Source organism: Planotetraspora mira (assembly GCF_016863275.1).
Taxonomy (GTDB): domain Bacteria; phylum Actinomycetota; class Actinomycetes; order Streptosporangiales; family Streptosporangiaceae; genus Planotetraspora; species Planotetraspora mira.
This window is the reverse complement of the sequence record NZ_BOOO01000009.1, coordinates 135,701-158,475: the sequence shown is the minus strand read 5'-3', so window position 1 is coordinate 158,475 and position 22,775 is coordinate 135,701. Positions and strand designations below refer to the sequence as shown.

Below are 22,775 nucleotides of genomic sequence, written 5' to 3'. Positions count from 1 at the left end.
TATCCACCGGGAGTCCTTCGGCTTCTGACCGGCGGCCGGAGCGATACCACCCCCACGCATGGGTGATTTGTGCCCATATGCGTAGCCTGAAAGTGCGAGAGGGGAGGAAGACATGAGCGATCAAATGGATGCGAGCGTCTTCTTCATCGGCAACGCGACCACGATCATTCGTTGCAACGGGTTCACGGTGCTGACCGACCCGAACTTCCTCCACCGCGGCCAGCGGGCCCACATCGGCTGGGGGATCACCACGAAGCGCCGTACCGAGCCTGCGATGGACGTCTATGAGCTTCCGCCGCTCGATGCGGTCGTCCTGTCCCACATGCACGGCGACCACTGGGACCGGGTCGCCCGGCGCGGCCTGGACAAGAACGTGCCGATCATCACGACCCACCACGCGGCCGGGCGGCTCAGGCGGCAGGGCTTCCGCAACGCGCTCGGCCTGGAGACCTGGGACGAGCACCGGATCCAGCGCGGCGACCGCACGCTCACGATCACCGCCACGCCCGCACGCCACGCGCCGGGGCTGGCGCAGATGCTGATGCCGCCCTGCATGGGCAGCATGCTGGACTTCGCCAGGCAGGGCGAGATGGACCTGCGCCTGCACATCAGCGGAGACACGATCATGGACCCGTGCCTGTCGGAGATCCCGCAGCGCTTCCCCGACATCGACGCGGGCATCGTCCACCTCGGCGGGACCAAAATCGCCGGCCTGCTCGTCACCATGGACGGCTGGCAGGGAGCCGACTGGATCCAGCTGATCAAGCCGGCGTCCGTGCTCCCGGTCCACTACGACGACTACGAGGCCTTCAGTTCCGGCATCGACGACTTCCAGCAGCAGGTCAACCGGGCCAGGCTCTCTCACCTCGTCCACTACATCGGGCGCGGCGAGACCTACCACCTGCCGATCCGGCGCCCGGGCACGCACCCGCAGCCGCCGCCGGGTCCGCGCTAGACCTCATCGCCGCACCACGATGGCGACCAGCAGGTACGGCACGGCGGCCACGGTGAAGATCAGCCAGGGCTCGGCCCAGACCGATCCCAGGGCGTAGGAGGCGAAGACCAGCACGGCCATGGCATCGATGCCGAGGCCGGCCATCGACGTGACGGTCGCGCGGGACCGGTCCGTGATCTGGTCCTGCAGCCGTGCGTCCACGGCGGCGGTGGCCCACTCGAAGATCCCGAACGCGACGGCGATGAGGGCGAACCCGGCGGGCCGTCCGCTCGCCGCCCCCGCTGCGAGGCAGAGCCCGCCGACCGCCAGGGCCGGGGCGAGGGCCTGGGGCGCCCGCCCGGCGAGCCACCCGCCGATGGTCACCCCGATGGTGACCACCAGCACCAGCACGGGCACGACGGCCGTCGTGACCCCGGTCGCGCTCGCGAGGAGCGGGAGGTACTCGTCGAGCGCCCCGGCACCGGAGATCACCGCGAGGAGCAGGAAGAGACGGCGCACGAGCGGGGCCTGCCGTACCTCGCTGAGACCGCCGCGGAGGACTCCCATGAAGGTCTCTTCTTCGCGATCCTCAGCCGGGGCCCTGGACTCCGGGAAGGATCTGCCCACCAGGGCCGTGATCAGGGTCACCCCCACACTGGCCAGCCCCAGGACGAGGTAACCGCCCACGGCGAAGACCGGGCCCGCCAGTGCGGAGGCGGTCATCACCGCCGTCGTGCTGATCGCCTCCGAGCGGCCGATGAGCCGGGCGTAGCGGTCGGACGCGCCGAGGCGGTCGAGTTCCTCGTAGACGAGCGCCTGCATCGTGCCCGAACGCAGGGCGCCGCCCGCACCCCACAGGACGAAACCCAGGGCGAAGGAGAGGTAGGAGGGAACGAAGGTCCACAGTGCGAAACCCGTGCCCGACAACAGCGGCGCGATGATCAGCAGGCGCCGGCGGGAGAAGACGTCGGCCCACAGGCCGGACGGCACCTCAACCGCGACACTGGTGACCGACCAGATCACGAACAGGGACGAGATCTCGCCGGGAGACAGCCCGGTCTCGGCGAACAGGACCGCGTACACGGGATAGAGCAGCACGCAGTGCTCGACGAATGCGTAGGCATAGAGCCGGGCCGTGAGTGGGGATTCAGGTGAGCGTCAATGTCGCCAAGTCATGCCCCGGACTCTAATCGACACCTCGTGATCGTGACAGTCCCCGCATCACTCGTACGGTTCGAACGGCTGAGGGATCTCGGCGACCTCGGTCGCGGCCAGTTCGGGTGCGACCGTGCCGTTTGGGATCTTGTCGGTCTTCGGGGCGACCCAGGTGCCCGTGACCTCGACCCAGGTGTCGTCCGGAGGGCGCTCGGCGTCGAGGACGGCGACCTTCAGAGCGATGGCGTCGGCGGCGCAGCAGCTCATCTGCATGCGCGTGACGTACCACCGGTCCTTCTTGCTGGAGCGCACCACGAAGCCGGTCAGCGTGACCTTCTTCCCCGCGAGCGAATGCCTGGAGTCGCCCCATGCCCGGCCGATGAACTCGCCCAGCTCCATCGACGTGGCCCTGTCCGCGGCCAGCGGGACGTACGCGTCGGCGGGAAGGGCGGGCGGCGGAGGCGGGGCCTCCTCCGAGCGGGCGGCGAAGGCGCCCAGCGGGGGAGGCGCGATCAGGAAGATGGCGAACACCGGCAGGCACAGCAGCCAGGCCACCCGCGACACCCGGGAATGGTCATGCCCGTGATGGTGCCCGTGGTCTCCCGCGGCCGCGTGCGTGGAGCCCGACTCGGTGTCTTCGTCCCCTTGCGCCGGGCCTGTCTCCGTGACGTGGGGTTTGCGCCACTCCTGAACCAGGCCGACGACGCCGAGCACGAGCACGACGGCGCCCGCCGCGATCAGGAAGGGACGAAATCCCGGTTTGACGTAGTTCACGTACGTCGTCGACAGGACGGTGACCCGCAACACCGCGCCGCCGAGCAGCACGAGGATCAGGCTCTGGGACATCCGGTTCACAGCAGGACCTCTCCGACCGCGATGCTCGTCACGATGCCCAGCAGGAAGGTCAGCGGGACGAACCGGATCGCGAACGAGCGCCCGAACGTCCCGGCCTGCAGGGCGATCAGCTTCAGGTCCACCATCGGTCCCACCACCAGGAACGCCAGCTTGGCGGTGGGAGAGAAGGCGGTGAGCGACGCCGCCACGAACGCGTCCGCCTCCGAGCAGATGGACAACAGAACCGCGAGCAGGCCGAGCACCACCACCGACAACACGGGGACGCCGGCCACGGAGGAGAGCCAGGTGCGCGGCACGACGACGTTGAGCGTCGCCGCCGTCAGGCCTCCCACCACGAGGAACCCGCCCGCGTGGAGGAGATCGTGGCGCATCGCGTCGCGGAAGGCCACCCAGGACGAGCCGGAGGCGGGCGGACGCGACGGGACGCGTAACCAGCCGGACCTGCCGAACCGGAGCCAGACCCAGCCGACCAGCACCGCGACGGCGAGCGAGGCGCAGAACCGGGAGACGACCATGAGCGGCTGCTGGGGAAAGGCGACCGCGGTGGCGACCACGACCACCGGGTTGATGGCGGGCGAGGACAGCAGGAACGCCAGCGCGGCCGCGGGGGTGACGCCCCGGGCCATCAGACCGGACGCCACCGGCACCGACGCGCACTCGCAACCGGGGAGGACCGCGCCCGCCGCTCCGGCGACCGGGACCGCCACGTACGGATGACGGGGAAGCGCCCTGGTCCAGAACGACGGCGGCACGAAGGCGGTGATGGCGGCCGACAACAACACGCCGAAGACCAGGAAGGGCAGGGCCTGGACGCAGATCGCCACGAAGACGGTCGCCCAGGTCTGCAACGCCGGAGCCCTCAGCACGGGCGTCAGCACGAACCGCCCCAGCAGGAGCAGGACGACGACGAGGGCGAACACCCACGGCATCACGGGGGCGACGGCGGACCTGCGGCCCCATGCGTCAGGGGGGATCTCGACCGTTCGGTCGGCCACGGCTCGGTCGGGCATGGGCCAATCCTGGCAGCCCGCGAGGACAGCCGGGATCGCCCTGTGGAAGACGACGACAACCGGGACCGTCCCTGTGGAAAACATCGCCCCGTGGAGAACCGGGGAGGCGCTGGAAGCGTGGAGGACGTGTTCGGAGAGCGTCGAGAGGATGGGGAGCGTCGAGAGGATGGGAGCGTCGAGAGCGTGGGGAGCGTCGTCAGAGCTGGCCGAGCAGCCAGCGCGGGCCGGTGACGAGGGCGCCGAGTTCGGCGACGCGCTCACGCAGCCCTCGGTCCGCGGTGACGACGAGGACCCTCTCCCACGGCCGGGCGTCGCGGACGACGTCCACGATCGTGTCGTCCCCGCTGGCCGGCGCCACGACGACGTCGAGGCCGGGGTCGGGGACAGGGTCGGCGCCGCGGGCGGCGGCCCCCTCCAGGACCGCGATGATCCGCGGGAACCACAGGGTGAGTTCCGGCAGGTCTTCCGGCCGGCGGCCCAGGCCGCCGGACACGAGCGGGAGGATGTCGTTGAGCAGCCGGTTGGCGGCGCCCGCCCGGTCCTTCCACCAGCCGTGCTCGGCCCGTGCGCCGACGATGTTGGCGACGTCGAGCACCAGGACGAGGGGACTGAGCGCGGGCCTGATCTTCGGCCAGGTGTCGGCGAACCCCGGGTGGAGCCGCTTGGCCGCGACCTCGTCGGCCGCGATCCAGCGCATGTCGGCGCTCTCGCCGCTGGCGGCGCTGGCCTCGAGCAGGCCCGCGGCTTCGGCGATCACGGTGTGGTACGACCAGCCACCGTGGTCGTCGACGTAGACGCCCTGGACCCGGACCTGATCGGGCGTGAGCGCCGCCTCCTCCCGCGCCTCACGCAGAGCGCCCGCGACGGCGTCCTCGTGGCTGTCGCGCGCGCCTCCTGGAAGCCCCCAGGTCCCGCCGTGATGGCTCCACCAGGAGCGCTTCTGCATCAGGACGTACGGCATGCCGTCCAGCGTGTGGTGGACGGCGAGGAGCCCGGCCGCTCCGTGGATCCCCCAGTGCTGGTGCCCGCGGTCGCACAACGCCCAGCCGTCCCCGTCCATCGCCGTCATGGCCTCATCCTGCCGCAGCGGGGGCCGCGGAGCCCCTGATCACCAGGCCTCCAGCGGCATCTCCACTCCCGACGTCAGGTCGAAGAGGACGACCCCGTCTTCGATGCGGATCACCTGGATCTGCGTCGCGAGGCCGGAGTCCCTCATGCGCATGGCCGCCTCGTGGGCGGCTGTCGCGGAGGCGTAGCGGTCGGCGGCCCCGAAACCCGGGTTCGGCCGGATGGAGCGCACTTCGTAGCGGTCGACCGGCCAGATGGGAGATACGGGACCTGAATGGAGCCAGTCGGACATCGTTCTCCTGTCACGCCGCACTGGGAGGGGCAGTTGATCTGGGTGCGGGGCCACGGGTGTCGTGATGTGACGGGCCCGATGGCCGATCGTTATGAACCGGTAAGCGATCCTTCCCGGCCCGTTCCCGCAGTTCTACTAACGTGTGACCCCTGACTCGTGATTCCCCCATTTTGGGAGAATCGGGAGATTTCATATCAGAGTACAGAAGACGCCCGCTTCCTTTCAGCTGGAGGAGCGGGCGTTGTTCTTTTCCGGCCTCTCGGACAGGGTCTCACGTCCGCCGTCAACGATCGATTCGTTCGGCATGAGAGATCGTCTCACCTGGGCATCGGAGCGAAGGCGTCCGGCGGCGGCGCTCAGCGATCGTTCGGTGTCCGTGCCGCATTCGCCGGGCGGTCGTTCAGGGAAGGTGTTCGATCATCAGATGGGAGTGGGCCGAGATCGCCGATCTTTCCGCGGATCGTCGATTCACCGGTTTGTTAAGACATGCGACACCGCCGTCGGCCCCAGGTCGAAGATCGGCGATCTAGATGAATGACCTTTAAGGCGATTTGCCGCCTTATGTGAGTTTTTGACGGCAAAGGCAAGTGGCGATCTTTATCGTGCTCATTTGCGCTTTTGTGAAACCGTACAAACCTGTCAAGGCGCATGGTGGAACCGGCCGAGCGGTCGCACCTGATCGCGTGCGTGGGCACGCGGCAGAAGGCGGCGGGCCACCTGGACCTGGCTTGGCCGGGGACCTACCGGCCGTTCTCGGAGAAGTGCTGGTAGTCCCTGTCGCCGGACCAGGAGCCTCCCCAGCCCCAGCCCACCGAGGCGAATGCCTTGACCACCCGGTCGCCCGGGTTGATCACGCCCGGCTTCTTGAGCGGGCGGCGGACGAAGGCGTCGGCGTTGCGGTGGGCGTTGGACCCGTCGGCGTAGACGTAGGGGTTCTCCCGGGGGTTGACGTCGACCGCCAGGCCGTAGGCGTGCTCGGACCAACTGCTCGACCCGGTGGCGTTGCGGCAGTTGAAGGCCGAGGTGTTGTCCGCGTCGATCGAGTCGTTGTCGCTTCCCTTGTAGACGTCGACAGGTTGCATCCGGCGGATGGGGTAGCGGTAGTCGTACAGCTTGGCGAAGACCGTGATCATGTCCTTCGCGGCCGACTGGTTGACCACCAACTGCCCGGTGTGCGGCTTGCCGTCGAAACCCCAGTACGTCATCGTGATCTTCCGTAGGTCGCCCGGGGACACCGGGCAACCCGAATGCCATGAGTGCGGCACGTCGGCGCGGGAGACCTTCTGGACCTTCGCCGAGAACTTCGGCGGCCCCGCCGGCGTGGGCGAGGGCGATGGCGTGGGGGTGCTCGGAGCCGGTGGCGAGGGTGAGACCGATGCCTCCGTCTGGAAGGCGGCCGGAGCCGGCGTGACGGCTTGGGTCCCGCCACAGGCGGTCAGACCCAGGACGGCGACCGTCACTATCGCTGACCTGGGCTTCCATATGGACGACATACGCGCAGAGTACCTGCGCGACGCAAGTCCCCGTCGACTTTCCGGCGTTCCGGGAGCGGGTCCGTCACGGTCTCGCGGGGACTTTGCCGGAGCTTTTCTCGTGAAAACCTCGCGCACATGTTCGATGCCGCGCTACAGTTCTGGCCATCGGATCGAACATGGGTTCGGTCGCCGTCTCGGCAGGTGAGGGGTGTGCAATGACAGTTCTCGCGGCTCCCGAACCCGTCCTGGCCCCTTCGCCCGGGCCGACGGTCCCAGACGCCTCCTTGGTCGCCCGGTGTGTTCCGCTCCGCTCGCGGACGACACGCCGTAGCGCTTTCTACGGAAATCTACGACGGCCGCTATATCCCGTCATAAAGTCCGAGAGCGTGGACCCCGTGCGCAATCCCTATGCCCCCGGCGCGGGCCAGCGCCCCCCGGAGCTCGCCGGGCGCGACCGCGAGCTGCAGCAGTTCGAGGTCGTGCTGGAGCGGGTGGCCCGTGGCCGCCCGGAGCGGAGCATGGTGCTCACCGGTCTCCGGGGCGTCGGCAAGACCGTCCTGCTCAACACGTTCAAGTCGATGGCCATGCAGCGGCTGTGGGGCACGGGCAAGATCGAGGCTCGTCCCGACCAGTCGATCCGCCGGCCGGTCGCCGCGTCACTGCACATGGCGATCAGAGAGCTCGCCCCCCGCCATCGGGCGCCCGAGCGCATCGAGGAGTTCCTCGGTGTGCTGAAGGCCTTCGCCATGCGCGATCCCGCGGCGGCGAAGGGCACCTCTCACTGGTCGCCCGGCATCGACGTCCCGGCCTCACGCGGCCGAGCCGACTCCGGTGACCTGGAGATCGACCTGACCGAGCTGTTCGTCGACGCCGCGGGCGTCGCGACCGATCTCGGCGTCGGCATCGCCCTGTTCATCGACGAGATGCAGGACGTGCAGGCACCCGACATCTCGGCCCTGTGCGCCGCCTGCCACGAGCTCTCTCAGACCGGCGGTCCGCTGATCGTCGTGGGGGCCGGGCTGCCCCACCTGCCGAGCGTGTTGTCGGCCAGCAAGAGCTATTCGGAGCGCCTCTTCCGGTACGCCCGGATCGATCGGCTCGACAGGGACGCCGCCGATCTCGCGCTGATCGCACCGGCCGAGCGCGAGGACGTCGAGTTCACGCCTGAGGCGCTCGACGCCCTCTACGAGGCGGCCGACGGCTACCCCTACTTCGTCCAGGCGTACGGCAAGGTCGCCTGGGATCTCGCCCCGCGCAGCCCGATCACCGTCGACGACATCAAGGTGTCGGCGCCGGAGGCCGAGGAGGAGCTCGCCGTCGGCTTCTTCGGCAGTCGTTACGAACGCGCCACCCCTGCCGAGCGCGACTACATGCACGCGATGGCCCAGCTCGGGGATGATCCCGTGCCGACCTCCGACGTCGCCGAGTCGCTGGGCCGCAAGCCTTCCAGCCTGTCTCCAGCCCGGGACAGCCTCATCAAGAAAGGCCTGATCTACAGCGCGGAACGCGGCGTGATCGGATTCACGGTCCCTCACTTCGGGAGGTTCCTGCGTGCCCAGCCGCTGTAGCCGTCCCTCCCATTGACCTCTCTACGGCTTTCTAGAGGGGAAGCTAGAGAGCCGTAGAGAGCTTAAGCATGACTCCTTCATGCGGGAATCTATGCCTGTATAGCGTCAGGCCGATACATGCATAGATTCCTGCAGAGGGGTGATCGGGCGACCGTCGGCGTTGACGATCGCCGACTTCACCGCGGGTCGCCGTCCGCTCAGATAGACGGCGAAGACGACATCGGCGCCGTCTCGCGCAGGGAAGACGAAGAACCGCCAGCAGAGCTCCCGCCACATGTCGGCGGGTTCGTCGGAGACGAGCATCGGGACATGCGACCGCCACGCCGAACTGGACTGAAGGCGGGACAGAGCTCGTTTGGCGGGAATGGCACGCTGCTCACAGGGGGCACGATGGCGGAGGCGGGAGACCGTCTCCTCGATCTCCGTGGACAGCAGCAAGACCAGTGCGATGCCACCCGCCAGCCATGCCGTCGTCATCCACGACCAGCTGGACAGGGCCGCGTATCCCGGGCTCTCGATCGCCACGATGACCGCCATGGCGGCCAGGACCGCCGCTCGGCCGATGGAGCGCATCCCGATCGGCGCCGCGCTGACCTCGCCGAAACAGCCGCATCCCACATCGGGCCGGCGACGGCGCAGGTCCCACAGGACGTAGGTGGCGACGGAGAAGAACGCGACCGGCATCCAGCGGGCGACCGCCTGATCGGGGAGCAGGAGCAGCACCGCGATCAGGCCCAACTCGCCCAGCGCGCAGCCGATCATCGCGGCCTTGCGGAAGCGCTGCGGAGCGAGCACGGCGGGCCCGAGCCGGCCGAGGCCGCCGATCTCGGCGTCACCATCGGCCGTGGCGAGCTTCGCGACGCCACCCAGCAGCAGCATCGCGATGAGGATCGGCAGGGCCGCTGCCGCGATGGTCGAAAGCATGAGTCACCCCAATCCGACGCGCGCGTTGAAGCAGCCTTTGATCAGATCCCCGCCCAGCTCGACGTACGACGTGGCGGACAGTTCCACCAGCCTGCCGCGAGGTGAGGTGCCGCACTCCAGGCACCGGTCGCAGAAGCGTCCGGCGATGCAGCCGCAGCCGATGATCGGCAGCGCGTTCGCCCGGCCGTCGCAGACGTTGCGGACGAACAGCATGGACCCGACCGCCAGGTACGGCAGGCCGGCGCAGGACTGCCCGGTGTCCTCGCAGTCGGCGTCCGCGGACTCCAGCATCGGATAGGTCACGCCCGGTTCGGTGAAGTCCCCCCACGCGGCGGCGCCGGAGATCTTCGACTGGACCCCGCGGAAGGCCGGGGGCGGTGGGGGGACGGCCTTGGCCCGATAGGGAGGTTGTGACGTCGCGGGTATGTGGGCGAGAGCCGTTCCGGCGTCCATGAGACCGATGGCGTCGAAGAGATATCCCGGCTCGAGTTGCGGATGCCGTACCCGGATCCGCCCCGACGTCCGATAAGGGACGACCACCGTTCGCCGCCCGCGGTGCGGGCCGCAGTCGAGTTCGATGGTGAGGTCCCGCTTTCCCGTGATGCCGAGGATGACCCCGGTCATCCGGGTGATGTTCGCCCATATGCGGTCGACCACCGTGCCCGAGCGTAAGGCGCGGATGACGACCCGCGCCCCGACGGGCAGATCGGCCGGGGCGACGGACGCCCCGTGCCACGCGGTCGCCCAGGGGGCGATGACCATCCGCCGCTCCTCGCCGTCGTCGTCCTCGACGATGATCAGATGCGGGCTGACGTCGAGGATCTCGCCGCTGACGGCGTCCAGCGTCATCCCGTCGTCGGCGGTCAGCCGCGGCGCCTCGGTGTCGCGGCCGAGCACCGCCGCGGCGAGCGTGCGCCTGCGATCAACAGTTCGGTACGGCATCGATCCTCCCCACGCCTTCTAGCCTCACATGCCGCGAATGCTGACAGGAGAGGAATGGCCGTCGATGGCGGACTCCGGAGCAATAATCCCACCCCAGGTGGAAGGCGTATCGCCCTAGTCCGGGCAAATCAGTGCCTACGGGGCGAGCGCCGTATCGGCAGTGGTCGAGGAGGGCTTCGCCACCGAGCTTGCGCGATCTTTGCGCTTGACTGCACGAAACCTTGTTTCCGGTTCAGCCGGATTCTGGAATGAGGCTGCCATTCTGGCACGAGATGCCTCTCAGGCCAGGTCGGTGATCGCATGATCGTGAACCATGAGGAGTTCCATACGTATGTGGTGTCCCGGGGAGCAGCCCTGTTGCGTGTCGCGCATCAGCTGACCGGGAACCCCTGCGACGCCGAGGACCTGCTTCAAGCGGCCCTCGCCAAGACCTATCTCGCCTGGGATCGGATCCAGGATCGGTCCTCGCTGGACAGCTATGTGCGCCGGGCGATGGTGAACATCAACATCTCGTGGTGGAGGCGGCGCAAGCTGGAGGAGTACCCGTCCGAAGATCTGCCTGACATCCCGACGCAGCATGATCCGCGGCATCAGTTCGACGAACTGGAGCAGGCGCTCGACCGCCTGCCCGCCAGGCAGCGTACGGCGATCGTCCTGCGCTACTACGAGGACATGACCGAGATGGAGATCGCCAGGACTCTGGGGATCAGCGTGGGAACGGTGAAGAGCACGGTGTCCAGGGGGATGGCCAAGCTCCGCGGCGACCTGGTTCCCGTGGGCCGGGAGGCGATGAACTGAGAGCTCTTCCGGCGGGGGTACCCGGGGGTGCCACGGAGGGGTCGTGGCATTCCCAGGGGGCGCCTTGCGGCTCAACTCGTCGGGACGCGCTCCACGCCGGCGGTGGCGCATGGCCGGACGACGTCGCGGATGGTGCGAAGGGTCTCAAGGAAGGTCGCCAACTGCTCAGGGGTCAGCAGGCTGGTGAACCAGGTGTCGATGTCCTCAAGGTGCTGCGGTATCAGGGCGGTGAGCCGGTTCACGCCCGCCTCGGTGAGCACGGCATAGGAGGCGCGCCGGTCGGTGCTGCACGGGCTGCGCTGGACGAGGCCCTCGCGTTCGAGTCTGTCCACGACACGAGTGATCCCGCTTGTGGACAACGACGTCTGCCCGGCGAGGTCGCTCATCCTGAGTCTGTGCTGAGGGGATCGGGCCAGGCGTATCAGTGTCTCGAAGTCGACCTCTGAGAGACCGGCGGCGGAGAAGGTCTTGCCGAGTTCGGCCGCCAATCCCGTTGAGACCTCGGCCAGCAGGCCCATCGCGGTGAGCCGCGGGTCGTCAAAAGGATCCATGGGTAAAGTCTACGCGACGATAGTTGACGATTGGAATAATCCTCGTGTAGAAAGTTGTTGCCGCAAGCATCCCAGAGCAAACCAGCCCAGGAGGGCAACAATGAGCATTCGTGAGTGGGAAGGCCTCAAGATCCCGACGGCCGGCGAGTTCGCCCTCGACAAGACGCACACGCGGGTGGGTTTCGTCGCCAAGCACATGATGGTGTCCAAGGTCCGGGGCCACTTCGCCGATTTCGACTCCAAGATCGTGATCGCGGAGAACCCGCTCGACTCCAGCGTCGACGTCGTTCTCAAGAGTGGCAGCATCGACACCGGTGTCGCCGACCGTGACGGGCACCTGAAGAGCGACGACTTCCTCGCGGCCGACAAGCACGACGAGATCACCTTCCGCAGCACCAGCGTGAAGGACCACGCCGGCGACGAGTTCACCCTGATCGGCGACCTGACGATCCGTGAGGTCACCCGGGAGGTCGCGCTCAAGGTCGAGTTCGGCGGCGCGGGCACGAGCCCCTACGGCCAGGAGATCTTCGGCTTCTCCGCCGTTACGGAGATCGACCGTGAGGAGTTCGGCCTCACCTGGAACGTGGCTCTGGAGGCCGGTGGCGTTCTGGTGAGCAAGAAGATCAAGATTGAGATCGAGGGCGAAGCCGTCCGCCAGGGCTGATCGGCCCCGCTCCACAGACCCAGCCCTTGTCCACAGCCTGTGGACGAGGGCTGTGCATCGTCCTGGGGAAAAGTCGCGTGTCTCGCTTGCCACATCCCGCCCGATCTGGGCATATGGTCAGCGAGGGGCGTCCTCGCGGCGGTACACGCCGGAGAAGGGTCGAGGCCCGCCTTCGGGTGGGATTCCGCTTTGCCGCCTCACACAATCGCCGGTACTCTGTCCTGAGCCACTCGGCAACCAGGAGGCTTCGCCTAGTCAGGTCTATGGCGCCGCACTGCTAATGCGGTTTGGGTTCGCGCCCATCGGGAGTTCAAATCTCCCAGCCTCCGCCAGATCAAAGCCCCTTTCCCGTTGATCAGGGAAGGGGCTTTTCTGATCTTCAAAGGCGCTCTAGCTGCAGTTCTAGTTGCAGTTAGGGCCCGTGCCCCGTGCGCCTGGCTCCAGGTGTGCGAAGCCGGCACACTCAACATGCTCTGGCTCGACCCCGTCCGCGGCCTCGTCGAGTGCCACAGGTGGCTGAACGTCCGCGCTGCTTACCAGGCTTTGATCACTCCAGTGTCCAGGTCGACGAACGACCACCGGAGGCCGAGCGCTTCACCCTGGCGGATGCCGAGGGACAGAGCGACCGACCAGCGCGCGCTGTTCCTGCGAGTCTTGGCGGCTTCAAGGATCTTGCGGGCTTCGTCGCGGGTCAGCGGCTCTAGGTCAGGATCATCCGCCACGGGCGCGTCAATCAGTGTGGCGACATTCCGCGTGACCTTGTCCCGTCGCATCGCGATCTTCCAATTCGCGGACTCTGCGGGTTACCTCTGCTTCGGTCTTCGCCTTGCGGTGCCGTCGATGGGCGAGCCGTCCGGCTTGACCCCAACGGTGACGTAGCCGTACCAGAGGCCGTCTCTCCCGAGGTAGATCGTGGAGCGATCGTTTGGCTTTCGGGTGCCCATCACGCCGCCTCTTCCAGGTGTCGCGCGAACTCCTGAAGAGCGCCAGCAGGCGCCAACCGGTACCCCCCGTACTTGACTGAGCGAAGCTCACCGCTCTTGATCAGCCGGAAGACCGCCGTACGGCTCATGCGCCGAACGCGATGGACGTCGTCAACCTGCTGTGCGACGGGTGGGGACGTCCCCGTATCGAGTTGACCCGGTTCCGGCTGGACGGTGCATCGCACTGATAGGTCCGCGGTCGGTTGCTGCGTCGGTGCCCATGGCCTCCAGCCAGGCCCGGGCGGCGAGCAACCGGCGGTTGCGGCCGTCGTCGCTCTCGAGCCCGAGTTTGGTGAAGATACGCCGCAGATGTGTCTCGACGGTGCGCTGCGAAAGGTGCAGATGCTCGGCGATTGCCGCGTCGCGGGCGCCCGTGGCGACGAGGGCGAGAACCTCGCGCTCACGAGGGCTGAGCACTTCGAGCCCAGGGGGCGACTCCGTGCCCGGCCGCGGTGGCGCCGGTGGTACGACTGACGGTGCCGGTGGCTCGGCGGGCTGAGGAACGAGGGGTACGGCGAACCCCGTCAGCGCGGAGGACGCCCGCCACCAGGCGACCCCGATGACGGCGGTGAGAGCGGCCACGGCGAGACCGGAGATCAACGGGCCTACGGGGCGGAGCACAGTCCCGGTCCAGGTCACCGCGAGGGTCATCCCGATCGCGGCGTATCCACCGAGCACCCCATACAGCAGCCGGCGCACCGCCGCGGGACGGGCCGCGCTGGCGGACGCGATGAGCGCCCACGCCCCGACGAGGCAACCCGCGGCCAGCGAGACGAGGTATGCGACGCTGCCGTCCGTCGGCGCGATGTCGCCGGGACCGCTGGCTACGGCCGTGCCCATGCATACGACGATCAACAGGGGTCCCACAGCCGCGGCGGACGCGCCCAGCGTGGCGCTCGCGCGTTCGTTCGCTGGGACGCGGGCCGCGCGACTTGCCAGGAACAGCACGACGGCGAGCATCACGACGCTGATGAGGATGGTGGAGGCGGCTGTGGCAGCGGGTGTGCGCCAACCCTCCGGTGCCGCCGGCGGGTGGCCGGCGAACGGCTTCACGGGCTCCAGTGCCAGCGCCATGCAGACGGCGGCGCCGGTAACGACGACGCCGAACCCGATCGACCACCGGCGGGCACGCGGCTCGGCGCGCAGCGCCGCGAGCTGCAGTACGGCGAGCGGTACGGGCCACCATCCACCCCAGGCGCCGAGGAGGAGAGGAGCCAGGCCGGAATCAGCGGTGACCGCGACGACGGCGAGTGCGCCGAGCACGAGGTAGATGAGGACGGCGGTTGCCAGCGCGAGGAGCCAACCGCCGCCGGTACGGTCACCCCGGTCGGCCAGCCGTCGAGATAGCAGCGCGATCCCCGTCGCACCGCCCGCGAGGGCTACCGTCGAGATCGGGTGGGTCGCGTAACCGCCGGTACCACTGGCACGCGCGAAGGCGAGTATGACCACCGAGCACAGCCCGAGTCCCGCGATGAATAGGACGGGCACGAGACTCCGCCACCGCCACAGAACGTCGGGCCACATGCGTGCGTCGTGCATCGGCCCTCCAGGGAGTTCTCCTCCGGCGCCTATCCGGAAGCGAGTTTATCCGGACAAGACATGCCAGGCCCAGATTCAGGGCTACCCCGTACACCGCAGAGGCCATGTCAGGGCTGCTCCGGATACCGGCCATGACCTCAGCACGCGAGATTGCTCGGAGGCACCCCAACACATACTCGATCAGAGAGGTATCCCGTGGTCGCTGCTTCTCCCGCCCGCCCTCGTCCGATCCTGCCCGTCCTCGTCGCGGTCGCGCTGCTGCTGCTCGCGACGATCACCTTCGTCGTCATCGATCCACTGCTCGCCTGGGACGATGCCAACCCGCTCCTCGGCCGCGGCCGACTGTTCCTGTATTTCACGACCCAGTCGAACCTGCTGGCCGTCACCGCCTGCGTGGTGTTCGGGGTCGCGCTGGTGCGTGGCCGGCATCCGGGCCAGGCGGCCGAGTACTTGCGCGGGCTCGCCGTGGTGGACATGGCCATCACCGGGCTCGTCGCCAACGCCCTGCTCGCTGAGCCGGGGTCGCCATGGAGCCTTTCCGACTTCGTGCTCCACCAGGCGGTGCCGGTCCTCATGGTCGCGTGGTGGATCGTCGTGCCGCCCGCCCGGCCGCTGCCCGTCGCCGCGGCGGCGCTGTGGCTTGTCCACCCGGCCATCTGGACGGCCATGGCCCTCACCTACGCGGCCGAGTCGAGCGACCACTGGTACCCGTACTTCTTTCTCGATCCCGTTGAGGCAGGCGGATGGGGCGGTGTCGCCGTGTTCGTGGCTGCGATCCACCTCGTGATCGCCGTACTCGGTCTTGGTGCCGTGCTCGCCAGCAGGGCACGGTGGTCAGGCGGCGTGTGGCGAGCGTTGTGGCGCGAAGAGCACCCGGAAGGGGGCACGTCGGATCCGGTCAGCCCGACGATTGCGGCGCAGCGGATGAACTGACCGATCAATTCGGCAACCCGCGACGGGGCCACGCCGACCGCCAGGAAGACCGCGGTCATCGCGACGGTGCGCCAGATCGTGCCACCGCGGCGGCTGCGGACCACGGTCAGCACCAGGATCGCAGCCACCGTCAGGAGCCATCCACCCTGGATCAGCGACGCGCTGGACTCTGTGGGCAGAGGAGACCTTTCCGGTCATCCAGGGCAGGGGTACAACCTGGCCTTTGGCGTATACGCGCGGACCAGGCTGTTCAACCCCGGCGACCTGCACCGCTGCCTGGAGCCGATCACCGACCGGCGGCAGGCGAGTGGCTGCCTTTCTAGCGCATCGGCTGGTACGTGAGAATGGCCACCCCGCGTGAAATCGTGGTGGTGTCGACGAGGTCCAGGTTCATTCGCTCCATGCCGTCCCTGAAGAAGCTTCTCCCCTTACCGAGCACGACCGGGTGGACCAAGAGCCGATACTCGTCAATGAGATCGCGTTCCAACAGGCTGTGCATGAGGTCGTGGCAGCCGTACATGATCAGGTCCTGACCTGGCTGCTGCTTGAGCTCGGCGACGCCCTGCGCGACATCGCCTTCGATCAGATGAGAGTTCTCCCACTTCAGGTCCTTGAGCGTGGTTGACGCTACGTACTTGGCCATGCGGTTCATCTTGTCGACGTAGGGGAGCTGTCCTGACAGCGATGGCCAGATGGCGGAGAAAATCTCGTACGTCTTGCGGCCCAGGAGCAGACCATCGCTCTTCTTCAGGAGGTCGGTGTGATACTCGGCCGCCCCGTCGTCGTCATACGCGACCGCCCAATCCCGGATGTCGTCCACTCTCCCGTCCAGCGTCACATAAGTCGAAACGACCACTCTTCTCATCTGAGTCTCCTTCGATTGCATCCGCCGGCGTCCCGGTCGTCCGAGCCGTCGATGATGCAGACACCGCGGCGTCGGAAAAGTGGGCGCATGCGGTACGAGCAAAGGGGGCGGGTACACGCCCGCCCAGTAGGAGCAGCGGGAGCGGTTGCTGCCGGAGGCGGCCGGGTGGTGCGGGATGGGCGGTCCACCCGGGGCACCGCTGGTGAGTCGCCGGGACACGAGTGGACGATGGTCCGAACTCGTATGGTTCTCGCAGTCAGATGATCGTGGACGGGGCGCTCATGCCATTAGCCTTCAAGGCTCTTCTCCTTGTGCGGCCTCCGCCAGTGCGCTCGGCGCGTCCGCGATGCATCCCCGCCTGTCACTGCTGGTTCTCTGGCAGCACTACGACCTCGACGGCGACCACCCGTTGGTCGGCCGCATGGCACCCGATCTCGAGCTCTTCGGCGGCGGCAGGCTGGCCGACCTTCTCCATGGCGGCCAGGCCCTGCTCCTCGACCTGTGGGTCGCGGCAGACAGGATGATCAGCCTGAGGAGGGCTTACGTGGCATGCAGCTCGGACCATGCACGGGTTGCAGTTTGGGTTGCAGTTCACCGCCGTACCAGGCCGTTCCAGAAGGACCACCGAGGAGCGTTGGTCCAGGTGGAACCGTCCTGAACGGTCATGCCCCGAGCTGCTAATGCGGTTTGGGTTCGCGCCCATCGGGAGTTCAAATCTCCCAGCCTCCGCCAGATCAAAGCCCCTTTCCCGTTGATCAGGGAAGGGGCTTTTCTGATCTTCAAGGCCTCAGGGTTGCAGTTTGGGTTGCAGTTGGGCCGCTCCCCATGATCCTGGCTTCCGTGCGAAGCGCAGGGCCGGATTCTGTTTGTGCGTGGGGCGATGCGTCTGCGACGGTGCTCGGATGGCTGTACTTCTGGGTGACAAGCACAGGTTCGCTGTTGAGGTCGGCGAGTGGGTCGGCCCGGCACTGCGTCGAGTGGATCTGTGGGTTGCCGATCAGTGGTTGACCTGTGATGACAATGCGGTCTTCGTCGCGCAGTTCCGTCTTTCTGTGGCGGCTACCGCGGACAGGGTGCGTTCCGGCGGGGGTTTGCCTCTGGCCTTCGCCGTGTCTCCTGTGGCCACGCATCAACGGCTCGTCGATGCGACCCGGGGCGCCGAAGAGGACTATGGGCGATTTTGGATCTTCAACGACTGGGGGCCCACCACCGACAATGTGCTGGCCTTCCTCTTCCGCGACGGTGACCAGTTGTTGATCACGTCGGAGTTCTGGCGTGAGGATCACCTGTCGGAGCATCCCGAGCATGCGGGGAGGGTCTTTGTGGCCGAACTCCAGGCGGGGGAGTTCGTCGGAATCCTTGAGGAGTTGGTCGCGGTTCTCGACCATGATTAGGGCCTGCCCGAGAGCTGATCACAAACGTTCACCGGGGTTGCGGCCACGCGGCTAGTCCACCGGTCGACCCACCTCGCCAAGGGTGTCCAAGAGCCTCTCCCGGGCGGTATTCAGGCGGTCCTCGTAGTCCGATATGAAAACCTCCGCCAGTGAGGTCTCCAGCCCTCCGGCGATCCGGTGTAGCGGCGACCAGACGGCGCGGTCCTGGCCCACCAAGCTGTCGAACTCCGCAGTACCGATCACGCGGTAGAGCCAGTCAGAGAGCACCAACGCCTGATCTCGCGTCAACTTGATCGCGAAGTCTCCCTCGGTCATTTGCCGAGGTTATCTTTCGACCAACCACCGCGAATTTTTATGGTCACCGCATCAGACATCATCGCCCCAGAGAGCGGCCCCCATGCGCTCGCTCGCGTCCTTCACCTGGAGGCTCGCCACGTGGGTGTAGCGCTCGGTCGTGGTGATACGGGCGTGGCCGAGGATCTCTTGGACCACCCGGATGTGGACGCCCTGCTCGACGAGGAGGGTGCCCGCCGTGTGGCGGGCGTCGTGGAGCGTGGAGCCTGGCTTCCCTGACACCGGCCGCCTCAGGAGCGCTTTCCATATCTTGTAGTCCTCGCTGCTCTCCGCGGGTCACATGCATTCCATGTCACAGGGGGTCGGGCTACCTCGTCTCAGGGGGTGTAGCCACAGACGACCACAGAGGAGCACACCATGGACGCGCGACTGAACTACTTCGCCGACCCGACCGCCAGCAAGGTCCTCAAGTACTTCATGGCGGCGGGCAAGGCGCTCAAGGACTCGCCGCTGCCGACCGCCACGCAGGAGCTGGTGGCACTTCGCGTAAGTCAGATCAACGGCTGCGCAGTCTGCATCGACATGCACACCAAAGAGGCCGCCGCTGCCGGCGAGACCTCGGTCCGGGTGAACCTGGTCGCGGCGTGGCGTGAGGCCACGGTCTTCACCGAGGCCGAGCGTGCCGCGCTGGAGTTGGCGGAGGAGGGGACCCGGGTCGCGGATGCGGCCGGTGGGGTCAGCGACGAGGTGTGGGCGTACGCCGCCAAGCACTACGACGAGGAGCAGCTCACCGCCCTGGTGATCCTGATCTCCTTCATGAACACGGTGAACCGGCTGAACATCATCACCCAGCAGCCGGCCGGCAACTACGAACCCGGGCAGTTCCACTGAACGGCATCAGCAACTGGCTCGGGGTCCGGCTACGGGCTCCGGGCCCCCGGGCTCGGGGGCGTTACTCTGGCCTGCCGGTGGCCCGGATCTTCAACAGAAGATGCCTGCGCCAGCGAGTATGGCCGGGTGAGAGGGCTTCCAGGGGAGGGGATCCCGCGTGAGCAAGGTCGAACAGTTCGAGGAGCTGCGACCGCTGCTGTTTTCGATCGCCTATCGGATTCTCGGCAGTGTGAGTGAGGCCGAGGACGCGGTGCAGGAGACATGGCTGCGCTTTGACGGCTCGGCGACCCGGCCCACGTCGACCAAGGCTCTTCTGTCCGCCGCGGTGACGCGGATCTCGATCGATGTGCTGCGCTCCGCGCGGGTGCGGCGGGAGGAGTACGTGGGCCCGTGGTTTCCCGAGCCGCTGCTGAGCGATCCGTATCAGGATCCGGCGCGGTCGGTGGAGCTGGCCGACTCGGTGTCGATGGCGGCGCTGCTGCTGCTGGAGCGGCTCAGCCCGCTGGAGCGAGCGGTGTTTGTGCTGCGGGAGGTGTTCGGCTTCGGGTTCGACGAGGTCGCCGCGGCGGTGGAGCGGTCGGAGGCGGCGTGCCGGCAGCTGCTGGTGCGGGCGCGGCGGCATATGGAGGCCGGGCGGCCGCGCTTCGAAGCAGTCCGCAAAGAGCGGGAGGAACTGGCGTCGCGGTTCTTCGGCGCCCTCCGCGAAGGCGACGTCGCCAGCCTGCAGGAACTGCTCGCCGCCGACGTATCGGTGGTCGGCGACGGCGGCGGCAAGGCCCCGCAGCTGGCCAGGGCCGTCATCGGCGCCGAGAACGTGGCCCGGCTGCTTGCCTCCGTCTTCCTCCGGATGGCCCGGATCGACGTGACGTTCGAGCCGCACGAGATCAACGGCCAGCCGGGCGCGATCTTCCGCGACCGGGACGGCAAGGTGCTCCACACCATAGCGCTCGATGTACTCGACGGGCAGATCCAGACGATCCGCTCGGTGATCAACCCCGACAAGCTCGGGCATGTGGGCCCAGTGGCGGACGCATGGGCAATCGACCGCGAAGTAAGGCAGGCACGCCGGCCCACGGAGTAACCGCAACATCCGACCGCACCTCGAACCCCTACAAGCAGCTCAACACCTTCACCGGCAGGAGCACTTCGCCATCTCGGGGTATGACGCAAGGCGGACTGCTGGGGAACACCCGCACTCCGTGGGCGTTCCCCAGATGCAGCCGGGCTGAGAGGACCTACCAGCAGCTGCCGCAGGCGTTGGCCAGAGCGTCGAGGCCCGGACGGCTGCCTGCTGCTGAGGGAAGGCCAGGTTGCAGTTCTAGTTGCAGTTGTCAGGCGTCGTCCCAGAGAGCGGCCCCCATGCGCTCGCTCGCCACCGTCCTCCATGGATCGGCGACAGCATCTACCTCACGCTTCCTGCTCCGAGTTCATTCTGCGCAGCGGCATGGGGCCCTTCCTCGGAAGACGCCATCTGATCCCGATGAGGTGGTCCAGCTGATGCAGGAGAGGAGTCTGGTCGGTTGCGCGGCCCGGGCGATGGCGTGCTTTGCCGCCCTTCGGCAGCCGAGGTGTCAGTCGCCGGCTCGTCGATGGCGGTGATGTGACGCACCGGTGAGGTGAGTAGCCACAGTACGGCGAGGACGCCGCCAAGGCCGGCGACGACCAGTGTCGGTCGCAGGCCGATGGTGGTGCCCAACCAGCCGCCGACCAGCGCTCCAAGCGGCCTGATCCCGTAGTTGACGGCGCTGTACGCGCCCGCCCGCCGTCCCCGCGCGTCGTCGGGCGTGACCGAGGTGAGCAGGGCGTTGAGGTTGACGTCCATCAGCATCACGCCGACGCTGGAGACCATCTCGATAGCCGCGAGCGCCGCGATTCGGGCCCAGGTCGGGCCGGACACGAACGCTGTCAGCGCCAAGGGAGCAGGAAAGAGAATCACTCCGATTATCGCGGTGCGGCCCAGCCCGATGGTGTGGGATACCCGAGGTGCCAGTGCCGCACCGGCCAGCCCACCGACCGCGCCGACGCCGAACGCGATGCCGATGGCGCCGGCCGACAGACCAAGCTCACGGCTTGCATACAGGACGAGCAGTGCGCTGGTCATGAGGGTGAAGAAGTTGACGGTGCTGGTGCAGCCGAGAACGGCGCGCATCACCGGATGACGCATCACCAGGACGAGCCCGTCCCGGACCAGACCAAGGGTCGAGGACCGCTGTGGCGCCGGCCGGGCCTCGTCCACTGGAATTCGGCCGATCAACAGCGCGGAGCCGACGAAGGACACCACGTCGACGAGGACCGCGACTGGGGCGGTGAGGGCCTGGATCAGACCGCCGCCAAGGGCCGGCCCAGCCGCGAACGAGGCTGCCCGGCTCAGACTCAGCTTGCTGTTCGCCTCTACATATGCCGACGGCGGGACCAGAGCGACGAAGAACGCCTGGCGCGCCATGCCGAACAGGACCGCACCGGCCCCGGTGAGCAGGGCGACCGAATAGAGATGAGTCAGCGTGACTGCGTCCAGCAGGTAGGCCACCGGAAGGCTGAGCAGCACCGCCGCGCGGACCAGGTCGGCCACGATCAGCAGGCGGCGCTTGCGGGTCCGTTGATCCACCCACGCGCCGACGAACATGCCCAGCAGGTTGGGTAGCCAGATCAGTGCGGTGAGGATGCTGACCTGTGCGGGCGTCGCGGAGAGTACGGTGACAGCGATCAGCGGCAGGGCCAGCTCGCTGATTCGGTCGCCGAACTGGGAAATGCTTTCCCCGACCCAGAAAGTTCGAAAACGCCGATTGTCGCGCAGGATCGCCGGGGGCCTCGTGCCGGCGGCGGTCATGACGTCGCCGGGTCGTCGTCGGGCTCAGGCAGCAGATAGCGCAGCATCCGGACGAGCCGCGCACCGTCCGGCAACTGGCCACCCTTACGCCGGACGTACGGCGCGAGCAGTGCCTCGATCGCTTCTTCGAGCTGCCGCAACTCTTCAGCAGTAACGGCGATCCGGGTATCGGCCAGCCCCGCCAGGGCTTGCCACTCCGGATCCAGCCGCGGCTCGTCCCGCAGCGACCACTGCACGGGCGCCTCCGCGGATCGGGCGAACATCGCGGCGCGCAGCTGCCGCGCAGCGTCCTGACCCTCTGCATCGTCGGGCATGGTGAACCGGAAGCCCTTACCCGCCGCCTGCCACCACCGCTCTCGCTTACTCGTCGCTCCGTCCCAGTCGGTGACGAGACCGAAGGAAGCGAGGTGCCTCAGGTGCCAGCTGACGACCGATGGCGTGGCACCGACGTGTGGTGCAAGCTGGGTGGCCGTCGCGGGGCCGTGTCGTTGTAGCCGATCAAGCAAGGCCAGCCGTACCGGATGAGCCAATGCCCGCAGCGCCTGAGGAGAGGTCAGCTCCATATCTCCGTACGGATTCGTGAGAGACATGTCTCGAAAGTAGTCTCTCAGATTGACGCGATCAACCCCCCATTCCTCGCTGCTCGAGTGTTCCGGCCGAGCTCGCGCCAAGGTCGCCGATCGCGGCTGCAGTGTGGGTGCCCGCGCCCGCGCATCGCCATACAGCGCTTCCCTGCACCAGAGCAGCATGTACGCCGAGCTGATGCTCGGGACAGGTGGGCCAGACGCCCCAAATGTGTTCCATGACGATCTC

At 67.6% G+C, this 22,775-nt stretch carries 25 protein-coding genes and 1 tRNA gene; 9 read left to right on the top strand and 17 right to left on the bottom strand.

What is annotated here, in order from left to right:
* Positions 1 to 112: 112 nt before the first annotated feature.
* Complete coding sequence (locus tag Pmi06nite_RS09400) at positions 113 to 955, top strand: MBL fold metallo-hydrolase (protein WP_239113779.1); 843 nt, start codon at positions 113 to 115, stop codon at positions 953 to 955.
* A 3-nt stretch (positions 956 to 958) separates the two neighbouring features.
* Here Pmi06nite_RS09400 and Pmi06nite_RS09395 read toward each other — a convergent pair whose 3' ends face one another.
* The 6 genes from Pmi06nite_RS09395 to Pmi06nite_RS09370 form a co-directional block, all read right to left on the bottom strand.
* Positions 959 to 2,032 (bottom strand): MFS transporter, encoded by a 1,074-nt coding sequence (locus Pmi06nite_RS09395; protein ID WP_239113778.1) that lies wholly within the window; start codon positions 2,030 to 2,032, stop codon positions 959 to 961.
* 123 nt (positions 2,033 to 2,155) lie between these two features.
* Positions 2,156 to 2,935, bottom strand: a complete 780-nt coding sequence (locus Pmi06nite_RS09390) for a TIGR03943 family putative permease subunit (RefSeq protein WP_203952511.1) — start codon at positions 2,933 to 2,935, stop codon at positions 2,156 to 2,158.
* Positions 2,936 to 2,940: 5 nt separating this feature from the next.
* Complete coding sequence (locus tag Pmi06nite_RS09385) at positions 2,941 to 3,954, bottom strand: permease (protein ID WP_203952510.1); 1,014 nt, start codon at positions 3,952 to 3,954, stop codon at positions 2,941 to 2,943.
* 196 nt (positions 3,955 to 4,150) lie between these two features.
* Positions 4,151 to 5,023, bottom strand: a complete 873-nt coding sequence (locus tag Pmi06nite_RS09380) for an NUDIX hydrolase (RefSeq protein ID WP_203952509.1) — start codon at positions 5,021 to 5,023, stop codon at positions 4,151 to 4,153.
* Between the two features lie 39 nt (positions 5,024 to 5,062).
* Positions 5,063 to 5,314, bottom strand: coding sequence for a hypothetical protein (locus Pmi06nite_RS09375; RefSeq protein WP_203952508.1), 252 nt, complete (start codon positions 5,312 to 5,314; stop codon positions 5,063 to 5,065).
* A 740-nt stretch (positions 5,315 to 6,054) separates the two neighbouring features.
* Positions 6,055 to 6,807 carry a M15 family metallopeptidase gene (locus Pmi06nite_RS09370; RefSeq protein ID WP_203952507.1) on the bottom strand — a complete coding sequence of 251 codons (753 nt, stop codon included), beginning with the start codon at positions 6,805 to 6,807 and terminating at the stop codon, positions 6,055 to 6,057.
* A gap of 368 nt (positions 6,808 to 7,175) precedes the next feature.
* On the opposite strand from Pmi06nite_RS09370, the gene Pmi06nite_RS09365 reads away from it, so the two are divergent.
* Positions 7,176 to 8,357, top strand: a complete 1,182-nt coding sequence (locus Pmi06nite_RS09365; protein ID WP_203952506.1) for an ATP-binding protein — start codon at positions 7,176 to 7,178, stop codon at positions 8,355 to 8,357.
* 105 nt (positions 8,358 to 8,462) lie between these two features.
* Here the strand turns inward: Pmi06nite_RS09365 and Pmi06nite_RS09360 are convergent, their stop codons facing one another.
* Together Pmi06nite_RS09360 and Pmi06nite_RS09355 are read right to left on the bottom strand one after the other, a co-directional pair.
* On the bottom strand, positions 8,463 to 9,281 hold the full coding sequence (locus Pmi06nite_RS09360; protein ID WP_203952505.1) for a MauE/DoxX family redox-associated membrane protein: 819 nt from the start codon (positions 9,279 to 9,281) through the stop codon (positions 8,463 to 8,465).
* 3 nt (positions 9,282 to 9,284) lie between these two features.
* Positions 9,285 to 10,223 (bottom strand): hypothetical protein, encoded by a 939-nt coding sequence (locus tag Pmi06nite_RS09355; RefSeq protein ID WP_203952504.1) that lies wholly within the window; start codon positions 10,221 to 10,223, stop codon positions 9,285 to 9,287.
* 300 nt (positions 10,224 to 10,523) lie between these two features.
* On the opposite strand from Pmi06nite_RS09355, the gene Pmi06nite_RS09350 reads away from it, so the two are divergent.
* Positions 10,524 to 11,021, top strand: a complete 498-nt coding sequence (locus Pmi06nite_RS09350) for a SigE family RNA polymerase sigma factor (RefSeq protein ID WP_203952503.1) — start codon at positions 10,524 to 10,526, stop codon at positions 11,019 to 11,021.
* Positions 11,022 to 11,092: 71 nt separating this feature from the next.
* Here the strand turns inward: Pmi06nite_RS09350 and Pmi06nite_RS09345 are convergent, their stop codons facing one another.
* On the bottom strand, positions 11,093 to 11,572 hold the full coding sequence (locus Pmi06nite_RS09345; RefSeq protein WP_203952502.1) for a MarR family winged helix-turn-helix transcriptional regulator: 480 nt from the start codon (positions 11,570 to 11,572) through the stop codon (positions 11,093 to 11,095).
* Between the two features lie 100 nt (positions 11,573 to 11,672).
* Between Pmi06nite_RS09345 and Pmi06nite_RS09340 the strand changes: the two genes are divergently transcribed.
* Positions 11,673 to 12,236, top strand: a complete 564-nt coding sequence (locus Pmi06nite_RS09340) for a YceI family protein (RefSeq protein ID WP_203952501.1) — start codon at positions 11,673 to 11,675, stop codon at positions 12,234 to 12,236.
* A gap of 240 nt (positions 12,237 to 12,476) precedes the next feature.
* Positions 12,477 to 12,568: transfer RNA gene (locus tag Pmi06nite_RS09335), tRNA-Ser, on the top strand.
* 201 nt (positions 12,569 to 12,769) lie between these two features.
* Here the strand turns inward: Pmi06nite_RS09335 and Pmi06nite_RS09330 are convergent.
* Together Pmi06nite_RS09330 and Pmi06nite_RS09325 are read right to left on the bottom strand one after the other, a co-directional pair.
* Positions 12,770 to 13,009 carry a site-specific integrase gene (locus Pmi06nite_RS09330; RefSeq protein ID WP_203952500.1) on the bottom strand — a complete coding sequence of 80 codons (240 nt, stop codon included), beginning with the start codon at positions 13,007 to 13,009 and terminating at the stop codon, positions 12,770 to 12,772.
* A 321-nt stretch (positions 13,010 to 13,330) separates the two neighbouring features.
* Entirely contained in the window at positions 13,331 to 14,758 is a 1,428-nt protein-coding gene (locus tag Pmi06nite_RS09325) for a helix-turn-helix domain-containing protein (protein ID WP_203952499.1), read from the bottom strand.
* Between the two features lie 195 nt (positions 14,759 to 14,953).
* Between Pmi06nite_RS09325 and Pmi06nite_RS09320 the strand changes: the two genes are divergently transcribed.
* A complete protein-coding gene (locus tag Pmi06nite_RS09320; RefSeq protein ID WP_203952498.1) occupies positions 14,954 to 15,691 on the top strand; it encodes a Pr6Pr family membrane protein in 738 nt (245 codons plus the stop codon).
* Between the two features lie 319 nt (positions 15,692 to 16,010).
* On the opposite strand, the gene Pmi06nite_RS09315 is transcribed toward Pmi06nite_RS09320, so the two are convergent.
* The gene (locus Pmi06nite_RS09315; protein WP_203952497.1) at positions 16,011 to 16,556 is read right to left on the bottom strand and encodes a dihydrofolate reductase family protein; all 546 of its coding nucleotides are present in this window, start codon (positions 16,554 to 16,556) and stop codon (positions 16,011 to 16,013) included.
* A gap of 361 nt (positions 16,557 to 16,917) precedes the next feature.
* Positions 16,918 to 17,121, bottom strand: a complete 204-nt coding sequence (locus tag Pmi06nite_RS09310; protein ID WP_203952496.1) for a hypothetical protein — start codon at positions 17,119 to 17,121, stop codon at positions 16,918 to 16,920.
* A 337-nt stretch (positions 17,122 to 17,458) separates the two neighbouring features.
* Here Pmi06nite_RS09310 and Pmi06nite_RS09305 point away from each other — a divergent pair, with 337 nt between their 5' ends.
* Positions 17,459 to 17,950 (top strand): hypothetical protein, encoded by a 492-nt coding sequence (locus tag Pmi06nite_RS09305; protein ID WP_203952495.1) that lies wholly within the window; start codon positions 17,459 to 17,461, stop codon positions 17,948 to 17,950.
* Positions 17,951 to 18,001: 51 nt separating this feature from the next.
* Here Pmi06nite_RS09305 and Pmi06nite_RS09300 read toward each other — a convergent pair whose 3' ends face one another.
* The gene (locus Pmi06nite_RS09300) at positions 18,002 to 18,265 is read right to left on the bottom strand and encodes a hypothetical protein (RefSeq protein ID WP_203952494.1); all 264 of its coding nucleotides are present in this window, start codon (positions 18,263 to 18,265) and stop codon (positions 18,002 to 18,004) included.
* Between the two features lie 51 nt (positions 18,266 to 18,316).
* Positions 18,317 to 18,553, bottom strand: coding sequence for a tyrosine-type recombinase/integrase (locus Pmi06nite_RS09295; protein WP_275409558.1), 237 nt, complete (start codon positions 18,551 to 18,553; stop codon positions 18,317 to 18,319).
* Between the two features lie 108 nt (positions 18,554 to 18,661).
* On the opposite strand from Pmi06nite_RS09295, the gene Pmi06nite_RS09290 reads away from it, so the two are divergent.
* Together Pmi06nite_RS09290 and Pmi06nite_RS09285 are read left to right on the top strand one after the other, a co-directional pair.
* Positions 18,662 to 19,135: a carboxymuconolactone decarboxylase family protein gene (locus Pmi06nite_RS09290; protein ID WP_203952492.1), complete on the top strand. Its 474-nt coding sequence runs from the start codon at positions 18,662 to 18,664 to the stop codon at positions 19,133 to 19,135.
* A 157-nt stretch (positions 19,136 to 19,292) separates the two neighbouring features.
* Positions 19,293 to 20,216 carry an RNA polymerase sigma-70 factor gene (locus Pmi06nite_RS09285; protein WP_203952491.1) on the top strand — a complete coding sequence of 308 codons (924 nt, stop codon included), beginning with the start codon at positions 19,293 to 19,295 and terminating at the stop codon, positions 20,214 to 20,216.
* A gap of 321 nt (positions 20,217 to 20,537) precedes the next feature.
* On the opposite strand, the gene Pmi06nite_RS09280 is transcribed toward Pmi06nite_RS09285, so the two are convergent.
* Together Pmi06nite_RS09280 and Pmi06nite_RS09275 are read right to left on the bottom strand one after the other, a co-directional pair.
* On the bottom strand, positions 20,538 to 21,962 hold the full coding sequence (locus Pmi06nite_RS09280; RefSeq protein ID WP_203952490.1) for an MFS transporter: 1,425 nt from the start codon (positions 21,960 to 21,962) through the stop codon (positions 20,538 to 20,540).
* Positions 21,959 to 22,552 carry an ArsR/SmtB family transcription factor gene (locus Pmi06nite_RS09275; RefSeq protein WP_203952489.1) on the bottom strand — a complete coding sequence of 198 codons (594 nt, stop codon included), beginning with the start codon at positions 22,550 to 22,552 and terminating at the stop codon, positions 21,959 to 21,961. Before Pmi06nite_RS09275 ends, Pmi06nite_RS09280 begins: the two co-directional genes overlap by 4 nt.
* Between the last annotated feature and the right edge of the window lie 223 nt (positions 22,553 to 22,775).